Raw genomic sequence first — 12,660 nt, forward strand, 5'->3', positions numbered from 1 at the left:
CATATATAGACTTAGCAAAAAATTGCAAAAATTTTATAGCAATACTTTAAAGTTTCTTGACGCAAAAGTCAATAGTTGACTTCATATAAACATAATATTATAATAATTCAAGTCGCTGTATTTAAAAAACAACTTGCTTGCGACGCTAAACAATAAGCTAAAGCGTTTCTACTCGATTTTATCCAATAAATTTCCTAGAAACCTTTTAGCATACTTATATATTAAAAGGAATAAAATTATGTCAAAAAAATATTTATTTACTTCTGAATCAGTCTCAGAAGGCCATCCAGATAAGCTTGCTGATCAAATTTCTGATGCTATTTTAGATGAAATATTAAAACAAGATAAAAATGCACGTGTAGCCTGTGAAACCCTTGTTAAAACAGGTATGGCTCTAGTAGCAGGCGAGATATCCACATCTGCATGGGTAGATATTGAAGAGTTAGTGAGAAATGTAATCACCGAAACTGGTTATGATAATGCTAATAAAGGCATTGACGGTAGAACTTGCTCTGTCATAAACGCTATTGGTAAACAATCAAATGATATCGCTCAAGGTGTAGACCGAGGATCCCTAGAAGACCTTGGAGCTGGAGATCAAGGCTTAATGTTTGGTTTTGCTACAAACGAAACTCCTACACTAATGCCTTCTGCCATATATTACTCTCATCTTTTAATGAGAAAACAAGCTGAGCTTAGGAAAGCTGGTAAACTACAGTGGTTAAGACCAGATGCTAAAGCTCAAGTAACATTAGCTTATGAAAATGATAAACCAAAATTTATTGATACAATAGTCCTATCAACTCAACATGATGAATCGATATCCCAAAAAGATCTTCACGATGCTGTAATTGATGAGATTATAAAAGACGTTATCCCCAAAAAACTTATAACCAAGAGTACAAAGTACCACATAAATCCAACTGGAGTTTTTTTAATAGGTGGTCCCCAAGGAGACTGTGGGTTAACTGGTAGAAAAATTATTGTAGATACATATGGTGGTGCAGCTCATCATGGTGGTGGCGCTTTCTCAGGTAAAGACCCATCCAAAGTTGACCGATCTGGTGCCTATATGGGTAGATACATAGCCAAAAACATAGTCGCCTCTGGATTAGCCGATAAATGTGAAGTCCAAATAGCATATGCCATTGGCGTAGCAAAACCAGTTTCTTTAATGGTTAATACTTTTGGTACAGGAAAAATATCTGACGATAAAATTGAAAAATTAGTCTCTGAAGTCTTCGACCTCAGAGTTGGTAAAATCATTGAGAACCTCGATCTTTTAAAACCTGTATACAGAAAGACTTCAAACTATGGCCATTTTGGGCGTGAACTTCCTGAATTTACTTGGGAAAAAATTGATAAAGCTGAAATTCTTAAAACAACCTCTAAAATATAATTTCCTCAATCGAATACCTTCTTTAAAGAAAAAATTTATCGATTTTAAAATAAATACTTAAACACCAAATCAACCAAAAGGTTTATATCCACCACATTTCTTAGTTTTATCGAACATAAAATAGCATTTAAAATGCTCACAAAAGAAAATTATTTTATGGTGTAGAGATGATGAATATTAATAGTATTTATACAATAGTACTAGCTTTATTATATTTCTTCTTAGCTTGAACAAACTCTATTTTTAAATCTTTATATTTAGATTTGATAGCCTTAATATCTGCTTTAGACAAAACATTCTCTTTCTTAGCCTTAAGATATTCTTGTTTAGCATTATACATGCTCTTAACATTAGCAACCAATTTAGCGTACTTTTCCTCAATACCAAGATGAGAAGTCTTACTCTTCTTAGTTAGCGCCTCATCTAGCTTAACTTTTGCTTTTGCAATTTCGACTAAATGCTTAGGTGTAACCTTAAGATCATAACACCAACCTACTTTTGATAAACCCAGAATAAGCCACTTAGATGGATCAAAATCAAACCATCTAATACCATTCCTATAATCTCCAGCAAATGCATGATGGTAGTTATGATAACCCTCTCCACCAGTAACCATAGCCGTGACAAAACTATCTCTAGCTGTATTTTTAGTAGAGTATGGCCTTCTTCCTATCGTATGAGCTAAAGAATTAATGCAAAAAGTAGCATGGTGAACTAATATAACCCTAAGCAATCCTCCTAGAAGGAAAAAACTTAAAGCACATTGCCATGCAGCTGTAAGAGTATGGCCACTCAAAAGACCAAACATAAAACCTATCAAAGCAGGTAAGCCAAAACACGACAAAATTGCTAAAATAGTATAATGCTTATGCTGAAAAACCAATGATTTATCCTTTAGAAGATCATTCACTCCACGTATCTCCTGAACATCTGCATTATTATGCTTTAGCAACCAACCAAAGTGTGAGAACCAAAAACCTCTCGTTGCCGCATATGGATCTTTGACAGGATCATCGACATCTTTATGATGTTTTCTATGATCTGAAGCCCATTGAATCACACTGTTTTGTAAAGCTGCTGTTCCAAATATCAAAAGAACATAGCTAACTATTTTATTAGCCTTATAAGTCTTGTGTGACCAGAGCCTATGATAGCCCATTGTAATAGCAAGGCCAGTAAAACAATAGAACACAAACAAGCACACATAATCAGATGTTGAAAATCCATAAGTCATTGCATACCAAGGAATTGCTATCAGAGCAACCACTGGCAATAACAACAGTCCAAAAACACTTTTCCAAACAATGCTACCTTCATTTTCGATTGTTTGATTAATTTGGTAGATTTCTTTTTTATTATTCATTCGTAACCTTTTAAGCCCTTTTTTAATTAAATTTACTGTTTGAGCAAATATGGAACTATATCCACGCCATTATGATAACATATAAGTTGTTTTTTTAATAGGGATTTATAGATCCTTAGACTGCAGCTCGGGGTTTAACATTTATCTCTAAAGAGGAGTCTTTGAACCCTTTAGAGTACCTATAAGTGCCTGCCAAAGCAATCATAGCACCATTATCTGTACAATATTTTAGCGGTGGAAAAAACACTTCAACCCCCCTCTTTTCCGATAAGGAATTCAATTGCTCTCGCAACAGTTTATTAGCACTAACACCTCCAGATACCACTAATCTTTTATGCTTTGTTTTCTGCAATGCTTTATCACATTTAAAGACCAAAACATCTACCGCTGCCTCTTGAAATGATGCACATAAGTTTGCTTTATTATTCTGAGATTGATCTGACTCATTATACCAAGCATTTAAAACTGCAGTTTTAAGCCCACTAAAACTAAAATCAAAATTAGGTTTATGTTTCATAGGCCGTGGCAACAAATACTTACTCTTATCAAGAGCCTGATCCGCTAAACTTGCAACTTCCACTCCACCAGGGTAGTTCATCCCCAAAAGTTTTGCTGTTTTATCGAAGGCCTCACCAACAGCATCATCGATTGACTCTCCCAACAAACTATATTCACCAAAACCTTTAACTTCAAACAATTGTGTATGTCCACCAGAAACTAATAAGGCAATAAATGGATATTCTATATTACTATCAACATCCAAAAAAGGAGAAAGAAGATGGCCCTCTAAATGATGTATCGCAACTGTCTCAATATCATGAATAAACCCTAAAGTTTTAGCAAATGTAGCCCCTACCATCAATGCTCCAACCAACCCTGGCATAGCAGTATATGCAATACAATCAATATCTTGAAAGCTAAGGTTCGATTCTTCGAGTATTTGCTTGGCTAAAACATTAAGCTTAGCTATATGTTCACGTGACGCTAACTCTGGAACCACACCCCCATACTTTTGATGAAGATCAATTTGGCTATATAATGCATCTGCTAACAAAACATTGGAACTAGAATCATAGATAGCAAGCCCAGTCTCATCACAAGAGCTTTCAATACCAAGAACAAGCATTATTTTTTTGCTCCACCACTTGTTTTAGTTATTTGGATGAATTTAGTTATGAATGAACCAAATAAAAGACCTAAAACAAAAGCTATTGACATTAAAACAATCAACGGTAACTTAGTCGTACCAAAAATATAATCGAAATTAACTCTATCAGTGTTCAATATTGATAATATAACTATAAGAATTATTACTATACCAAAAAATATTTGCCAAAAAAGCTTTGCTAACATACTAAACATTTACCACAAATTTAATAAAATTATATGATAAATATTATAGTTGAAATTAATAGAATAATGAAATTTTATTTTAGAAAGAAAGAATAGTATTAAAAATCTAAAGATTCAAGAGCACTTCTTAATGACTCCTCAATATCTTCATTAATATCTTTTTCTTCTTCAACTTGAGTATTTTCAAAAGAAGTATCAGCTGTATTAAAAGATGATGCATTATTAAACATTACATTATCACCAACACCCAACTCTTCTCTCATCTTATCAATCTTAGTAGACTCTTTTCTTACAGCTAGGCCTGTACCAGTTGGTATCAATCTACCGATTAGTACATTCTCTTTAAGACCTCTTAATTGATCAGCTTGAGAATGTATTGATGCTTCTGTAAGTACTCTAGTTGTTTCCTGGAAGGAAGCAGCGGATAAGAATGACTCTGTAGATAAAGAAGCTCTTGTAATACCCATTAATACAGGATCAAAAACCACCTCTTTTTTATCTTCAGAACGCAATTTATCATTCTCTTCCAATATCCTTACTAACTCAACACTTTCATTCTTAACAAACTTACTATCACCTTCTTCAATAACAATAGCTTTTCTCAACATTTGTCTTACAATTGTCTCAATATGCTTGTCATTGATCACAACACCTTGCATACGATATACAGATTGGGCCTCAACAAGAATATAATCAGCAAAAACTTCTAACCCTCTATATTTAAGAAGATCGTGTGGATCAGTTGGGCCATCTGCAAGCACATCACCCTTAGAAACATTTTCACCATCAAAAACAACCAAATGACGAGATTTAGGCAGTAAAATCTCTTCAATAATGTGACCACTTTTATCCAAAATTTCTATTCGCTGCTTCTCTTTAGTATCTCTATTTCCAAGCCTTACCATACCGTCACAAGGAGAAAGAACTGCAGCTTCTTTAGGACGTCTTGCTTCAAACAACTCAGCAACACGAGGAAGACCACCTGTAATATCCTTGTTTTTAGAACCTTCCAAAGGAATTTTAGCAACAACATCACCTAATTCTAGCTGTGTATCATCAGAAACATTTAAAACTGCACCAACTGCTAAAGATATTGATTTAAGTTCAGTTCCTTTTTCATCAACAATTTTAACAATCGGTTTTAAACTCTTAGCTGTAGTTCTTTGAGATACAGATGTTATTTCTATTGTCTGCTGACCAGTTAGATCATCATAAGTATGTTTAGATGTTATACCATCTATAACATCTTCTAATACCACCTTACCAGCAACATCAGTGATCAATGGTTGCGCATGTGGATCCCAAGTGGCAATAACATCTCCAATTTCTACAGTTTTACCTGTATTTAATGGGACAATCGCACCCATTGGGATCTTATGTTGTTCTCTAACCCTACCCATCGTATCTGAAACAATAATCTCACCAGCACGAGAAATAACCACATTTTGCTCATCTTTGTTAGTCACAGTTCTGATATTTTTAAATTTAATTTTACCAGCTGTTTTAACTTTAATATCAGAAATAGTTACACCTAGTGATGCTGCACCACCTGTATGGAAAGTTCTCATTGTAAGCTGTGTACCTGGCTCCCCGATCGATTGAGCAGCTATTACACCAACAGACTCACCAACATTAACTTGTCGTTCACGAGCTAGATCTCTACCATAACACTTAGCACATAATCCTCTACGAGTTTTACAGCTTAATGGCGATCTAAGTTTGATCATATCAATACCATTATCATCAAGTAGCTCAACAAGATTCTCATCAAGTAAAGTCCCTTCTTCTAATAGTACCATACCTTTTTCAGTAACAACATCGGCAGCTAATGTTCTGCCCAATGCTCTTTCAACAAGAGGTACTTTTACCTCGCCATCTTCAACAATAGCTGAGAACATCAAGCCATCATCAGTACCACAATCTTCCTCAATTACAACTAAATCTTGAGCAACATCAACCAATCTACGTGTTAAATAACCAGCATTTGCTGTTTTAAGCGCCGTATCTGCAAGACCTTTACGAGCACCATGCGTTGACGTAAAGTATTGAAGTACTGACAAACCTTCTCTAAAGTTTGCAGTAATAGCTGTCTCGATCATCGTACCATCAGGCTTAGCCATAAGACCACGCATACCTGCAAGCTGACGCATCTGGTTATAAGAACCTCTCGCTCCAGATTTGGCCATCATATAAACAGAGTTAAATGCTTCAATCTCTTTTGTTTTACCATCAACTATAATTGTGTCTTTAGATATAGCATCCATCATTGAAGCTCCAACTTCATCTGAAGTTTTGCTCCATATATTGATGATATTATTATATCTTTCATTTTCAGTTATCAGTGATGATTGATACTGCTCTGTTATTTGTTTAATTTCTTTTTCTGCTTCTTCAACTTTAGCTTCTTTTATATCAGGAATAGTCATATCATCAACACCTACAGACACACCTGATAACGTCGAATATTTAAAACCTGCGTACATTAATTTATCAGCCAAAACTACTGTTGCTTTACCACCCAAGACTCTAAATGCTTGATTAATAATCTTAGAAATGGCTTTTTTAATTAAAACTTTGTTAATTAAAGAGAAAGACAAGCCTTCTGGCAAAATATTAAGAAGAAGAGCTCTACCTACTGTAGTATTTACAACTCCTTTTTCATTATAAGTATTACCTTTAGTATCAAATACTTGCCTATCTATTCTTAATTTTATTTTAGCATGAATATCAACAGTACCTGAGTTATAAGCTCTGCTTACATCATCATATCCTGAGTATAATTTTCCATCGCCTTTAGCACCCTCTTTCTCTCTAGTAATATAGTATAAACCTAATACAATATCTTGAGTAGGAGTTATAATAGGCTGACCTGATGCTGGCGATAAAATGTTATTTGTAGACATCATTAACACTCTAGCCTCTAATTGAGACTCAACTGTTAAGGGGACGTGAACAGCCATTTGGTCACCATCAAAATCGGCATTAAATGCCGCACAAACCAGAGGATGAAGCTGAATTGCTTTACCTTCAATTAATTTAGGCTCAAATGCTTGTATACCTAGTCTATGCAACGTAGGAGCACGGTTTAAAAGTACAGGATGCTCATTAATAACAATCTCTAAGATATCCCATACTGCTGCTTCTTCAAGCTCAACCATTCTCTTTGCTTGCTTGATCGTAGTAGCATGACCACCAAGTCTCAGCTTAGAGTATACAAAAGGTTTAAATAACTCTAAAGCCATTTTCTTAGGTAAACCACATTCATGTAGTCTTAACGATGGGCCTACTGTAATCACAGAACGACCTGAATAGTCAACACGCTTACCTAGTAAGTTTTGACGGAAACGACCTTGCTTACCTTTAATCATGTCTGCTAATGATTTAAGAGGACGTTTATTAGAACCTGTTACAGCTCTACCACGTCTACCATTATCAAGTAATGCATCAACTGACTCTTGCAACATTCTTTTTTCATTTCTAACAATGATATCTGGAGCATTTAAATCCAATAGCTTTTTAAGCCTATTATTTCTATTTATTACTCTACGATATAAATCATTAAGATCAGAAGTTGCAAATCTACCACCTTCGATAGGAACAAGAGGTCGCAAGTCTGGTGGAAGTACTGGTAACACAGTCATCACCATCCATTCTGGTTTATTCCCAGAAGCTTGGAAAGTTTCAAGAAGCCTTAATCTTTTAATAGCTTTTTCTTTTTTAGCTGTAGATTTACTCTCTGCGTACTCAGTCTGTAAACGCTCAATTTCTGATTCAATATCAGTATCTGACAATAGATCCCTGATAGCCTCAGCACCCATTGATGCTTCAAACTCATAACCATAATTTTCTAGCGCTTCTGCATATTCATCATCAGTAAGAAGCTGTTTTTTCTCCAAAGGAGTCATACCTGGATCTGTAACAATGTACGATTCAAAATACAAAACTTTCTCTACATTCTTTAGTGGCATATCCAAAAACAAGCCTATTCTAGAAGGTAGTGACTTTAAATACCAAATATGAACAACAGGACATACCAAATCAATATGTCCCATTCTTTCTCTTCTTACTTTAGCTTGCTCTACTTCTACACCGCAACGCTCACATACTACGCCACGATGCTTAAGTCTTTTATACTTACCGCATAAGCACTCGTAGTCTTTTACAGGACCAAAGATCTTAGCACAGAACAGACCGTCTCTTTCTGGTTTAAATGTTCTATAATTAATGGTTTCTGGTTTTTTTACTTCACCATGAGACCATGAACGAACAACCTCAGGAGATGCTAATGATATTTTAATAATATCAAATTTTTTACTATTGTAATTTTGATGTAGGATACCGTTATTCACTGGTAACTCTCCTATTTTTTTATTATTTAATAACAAAAATAAGTGACTTTTTAAGGTCTTATTCTTCCTCAGATGAATGATCGAAATCCATGTCGATACCCAACGCTCTAACTTCATTTCTTAAAACGTTAAACGATTCTGGAACATCAACACTCATTGTCAACTTACCATCAACTATATTCTTATACATCTTAGATCTACCAGCGATATCATCAGACTTCACTGTTAACATCTCTCTTAAAGTATAAGCTGCACCATATGCTTGTAATGCCCAAACCTCCATCTCACCGAACCTCTGGCCACCGAACTGTGCTTTACCACCTAATGGCTGCTGTGTAACAAGACTATAAGACCCAGTTGATCTAGCATGCATTTTATCATCAACCAAGTGGTCTAACTTAAGCATATACATGTAACCAACGGTTACATGTCTATCAAATGCCAGGCCAGTTCGACCATCAAATAATTTCATCTGACCATTACTGGCAAAACCGCCAATCTTAAGAAGTTCTTTAATATCTTCCTCTTTTGCCCCATCAAATACAGGGGTTGCAATAGGCACCCCTTCTTTAAGGTTTTCACAAAGAGTTAATACCTCATCATCACTTAAAGCTTTAAGATCTACTTTCTTATCGCCTACACTATTATAAACTTCTTCAAGGGTTTCTCTCAATTCAGAGGCTTTTCTTGTCTGCTCTAGCGCTTCTTCTACACGTTTACCTAAACCGTAAGAAGCCAGACCCATATGAGCCTCAAGAATCTGACCAATATTCATACGAGATGGTATACCAAGTGGATTCAAGCACACATCAACTGGTGTACCATCTTCCATATAAGGCATATCTTCTATTGGTAAAACTCGTGAAACAACACCCTTATTACCATGACGCCCCGCCATTTTATCACCAGGTTGAATACGCTTTTTAATAGCTACAAAAACTTTAACAGTTTGTAGGACACCTGGAGACAGCTCATTACTTTGAGTTATAGATTTTTTCTTGATCTCGAACTTACCATCGATAGCAATTTTTGCTTCATCATAATATTCTTTAGCTTTCTCGATTTTTTCATTAAGTTCCTCATCTTCAAAAGATATCTCTAACCATTTTGCAAATGGGAATTTTTCTAAAAATTCCTTGGTTAATAATGCGCCTTTTTTAAGCCCTTTAGCCTTTTGGATTTTAGCACCAATTATATCTTTTTCTATTGATGATCTTACAACTGACTCAATTACAGCAAACTCTTCATCAAAATCTTTACGAGCCTTATTTATAAGCTCTTTATCAATTTGAAGAGCTCTTTGACTCTTACCACCCTTATCATTTTCAAACACTTGAACATTAATAACGGTACCAGAAGTTCCACTTGGCATTCTTAATGAACTATCAGCAACATTTGAAGCTTTCTCATTAAAAATAGCCCTAAGAAGTCTTTCTTCTGGAGTCAGCTGTTGCTCAGCTTTAGGAGTGATTTTAGCTACAAGAATATCTCCAGCCTCAACATTAGCACCAATATGCACAATACCAGACTCATCAAGCTTAGAAAGACTTGATTCGCTAACATTAGGAATATCAGCTGTAACTTCTTCTGGGCCTAACTTAGTATCACGAGCAACACAGGTAAACTCTTCAATATGGATACTCGTATACTTATCATCTTTAACAATTCTTTCTGATAATAAGATTGAATCCTCAAAGTTATAACCATTCCATGGCATGAAAGCTACCATCAGGTTATGTCCTAAAGAAAGTTCACCAAAATCTGTAGCAAAACCATCTGCTAAAATATCTCCAGCTTCAATATTATCGCCGACATTAACAATTGGTCTTTGATTAATACAAGTGTTTTTATTAGAACGCTTGAATTTCGTAAGACTATAAATATCAACTAACTTATTAGTTTTTGATTTTTTAGTATTTACTTTTATTACAATTCTATTTGAGTCTACTTCTGCAACCTCACCAGAATCTCTAGCTACGATACAGTTACCAGAATCTCTAGCAACAATTTTCTCCATACCGGTACCAACAAGTGGCTTATCAGATTTAAGAGTAGGTACTGCTTGACGTTGCATGTTTGCACCCATCAATACCCTGTTAGCATCATCATGCTCCAAAAATGGAATAAGTGCTGCAGCTGCTGAAACCATCTGTTTAGCAGAAACATCCATATATTGAACTCTACTAGATTCCGTAAATATAGCTTCACCACCAGAACGACACTGAATAAGATCTTCAACAAAATGATTATTTTTATCAAGCTCTGTTGATGCCTGTGCAATTACATAATTATCTTCATCAATAGCTGATAAATACTCAATATCATCAGTAACTCTGCCACCAATTACTTTCCTATATGGAGCCTCTAGGAAACCATAATCATTAACTCTAGCATAACTTGCCAATGAGTTAATAAGACCAATATTTGGACCCTCAGGAGTCTCAATTGGACACAATCTACCGTAGTGTGTAGCGTGAACATCACGAACTTCAAAACCTGCTCTATCTCTTGATAGTCCTCCGGGACCTAATGCAGAGATTCTTCTCTTATGAGTAACCTCTGATAATGGATTATCCTGATCCATAAACTGTGATAGTGCGCCAGATGTAAAGAACTCCTTGATAGCCGCAGTAATTGGCTTAGAATTTACAATATCTTTTGGCATAAGTTTATCTTTATGTATTAAAGACATACTCTCACGAATACCTTTTTCTACACGATACAGACCAATTCTAAATTGGTTCTCAACCATCTCACCTACAGATCTAACACGTCTATTTCCTAGATGGTCGATGTCATCTACCTTACCCTTACCATCACGAATATTAATAAGCTCTGCTAGTACACCAACAATATCACTATTCTCTAAAATACAAGTATCTTTAGAAACCTTATCAGAACCTAGTCTAGCATTTAACTTCATTCTACCAATATCAGATAAACTATATCTACTCTCAATAAAAAATAAGCCTTCAAACAATGCTTTAACTGATGCTGCTGCTGGAGGATCGCCCGGTCTTAAAACCTTATAAATCTCAACTAAAGCTTCATCTGTATTTCTTGTAAGATCATATTTTAAAGTATCAGATATATACCTACCTCTTTCAGTAGTTATAAAGTCTAGAACCTCTAGCTCTAACATGCCAATTCCTACACATGCCTCTAACAAGCTTTCTGTAACATCATCATTAGCGCTAGCTATAACTTCTCCAGTAACCTCATTCACGATATCCTTCGCAACTCTAAGGGTACTTACTAAATCAAAGTCTATCGCAACTGAATCAATTTTTGCTTCTTTAATTTTTTTAATATCTCTAGTAGTTAATTTTTTATTTTTTTTAACCACCGTTTGGCCTTGACTATCTACAACATCAAACTTTAGAAGCTCACCTTTCATCTTTGAAAGATTATCAAGCTTAAGCCCAAAACCTTTTTCATTAAAAGTTATTGTCTTACTGTCAGAAAAATCTTCTAATATTTCTTCTTGAGTAAAGCCTAAAGCCTTTAAAATAACTGTTGCACAGAATTTTCTTTTCCTATCTATTCTAGCCCACACAATACCTTTTGAGTCAAACTCAAAATCAAGCCATGAACCTCTATATGGAATAATACGTGCTGAAAATGCTCCGTCTTCGGAGTCATCTTTACTAAAGAACACACCAGGTGATCTATGAAGCTGAGATACAACAACTCTTTCTGTACCATTTATAATAAAGGTACCGTTTGTTGTCATCAATGGGATATCTCCCATATAAACATATTCTTCTCGAATATCTTCTACTACTTTTTCATTTGGAAGAGCTTCTTTGTTATATACAACAAGCCTCAGCTTTACGTTTAATGGAGCATCATAAGTAGCACCTCGTACTTGACACTCTGTTTCATCAAAAGTTGGTTCGCCTACTTGGTAATCAACATAGTGAAGTTCATATTGACCATTTTTGCTTTCTACAGGGAAAGACTGTTTAAGCACTAATTCAAGACCAGAGTGAAGCTTACCTTTAGCTTCATTAGCATTCAAAAATTTCTTGTAAGACTCTGTCTGAATAGAAAGTAAATATGGTACATCTAAGATATGAGGTAAAACCCCAAACTCTTTACGAATTCTTTTTTTCTCAGCGTATGAGTAAGACATCAAAAACATCCCTAAGATTTTGTTTACACAAAACAAAAAGCAAATATGAGTATATTTGCAC

6 protein-coding genes are annotated in these 12,660 nt (G+C 35.1%); 1 reads left to right on the forward strand and 5 read right to left on the reverse strand.

Going from position 1 to position 12,660, the window contains the following annotated elements; all coding sequences use genetic code 11:
• Positions 1 to 238: 238 nt before the first annotated feature.
• Positions 239 to 1,399 (forward strand): methionine adenosyltransferase, encoded by a 1,161-nt coding sequence (gene metK / locus ACR0PV_RS09505; protein WP_488172845.1) that lies wholly within the window; start codon positions 239 to 241, stop codon positions 1,397 to 1,399.
• 187 nt (positions 1,400 to 1,586) lie between these two features.
• Here metK and ACR0PV_RS09510 read toward each other — a convergent pair whose 3' ends face one another.
• The 5 genes from ACR0PV_RS09510 to rpoB form a co-directional block, all read right to left on the reverse strand.
• A complete protein-coding gene (locus ACR0PV_RS09510) occupies positions 1,587 to 2,762 on the reverse strand; it encodes an acyl-CoA desaturase (RefSeq protein WP_488172846.1) in 1,176 nt (391 codons plus the stop codon).
• 115 nt (positions 2,763 to 2,877) lie between these two features.
• Complete coding sequence (gene tsaD / locus ACR0PV_RS09515) at positions 2,878 to 3,888, reverse strand: tRNA (adenosine(37)-N6)-threonylcarbamoyltransferase complex transferase subunit TsaD (RefSeq protein WP_488172847.1); 1,011 nt, start codon at positions 3,886 to 3,888, stop codon at positions 2,878 to 2,880.
• A complete protein-coding gene (locus tag ACR0PV_RS09520) occupies positions 3,888 to 4,124 on the reverse strand; it encodes a lipopolysaccharide assembly protein LapA domain-containing protein (RefSeq protein WP_488172848.1) in 237 nt (78 codons plus the stop codon). Before ACR0PV_RS09520 ends, tsaD begins: the two co-directional genes overlap by 1 nt.
• 89 nt (positions 4,125 to 4,213) lie before the next feature.
• Complete coding sequence (gene rpoC / locus ACR0PV_RS09525) at positions 4,214 to 8,464, reverse strand: DNA-directed RNA polymerase subunit beta' (RefSeq protein WP_488172849.1); 4,251 nt, start codon at positions 8,462 to 8,464, stop codon at positions 4,214 to 4,216.
• A gap of 58 nt (positions 8,465 to 8,522) precedes the next feature.
• On the reverse strand, positions 8,523 to 12,599 hold the full coding sequence (gene rpoB, locus ACR0PV_RS09530; protein ID WP_488172850.1) for a DNA-directed RNA polymerase subunit beta: 4,077 nt from the start codon (positions 12,597 to 12,599) through the stop codon (positions 8,523 to 8,525).
• Positions 12,600 to 12,660 lie beyond the last annotated feature (61 nt).

It is taken from the genome of Francisella sp. AG1 (genome assembly GCF_057683165.1).

What these genes read in the sequence shown, in the direction of transcription:
- ACR0PV_RS09520 (WP_488172848.1), bottom strand. Translation starts at nt 4,124, where the DNA reads ATGTTTAGTATGTTAGCAAAGCTTTTTTGGCAAATATTTTTTGGTATA.
- ACR0PV_RS09510 (WP_488172846.1), bottom strand. Translation starts at nt 2,762, where the DNA reads ATGAATAATAAAAAAGAAATCTACCAAATTAATCAAACAATCGAAAAT.
- metK (WP_488172845.1), top strand. Translation starts at nt 239, where the DNA reads ATGTCAAAAAAATATTTATTTACTTCTGAATCAGTCTCAGAAGGCCAT.
- rpoB (WP_488172850.1), bottom strand. Translation starts at nt 12,599, where the DNA reads ATGTCTTACTCATACGCTGAGAAAAAAAGAATTCGTAAAGAGTTTGGG.
- tsaD (WP_488172847.1), bottom strand. Translation starts at nt 3,888, where the DNA reads ATGCTTGTTCTTGGTATTGAAAGCTCTTGTGATGAGACTGGGCTTGCT.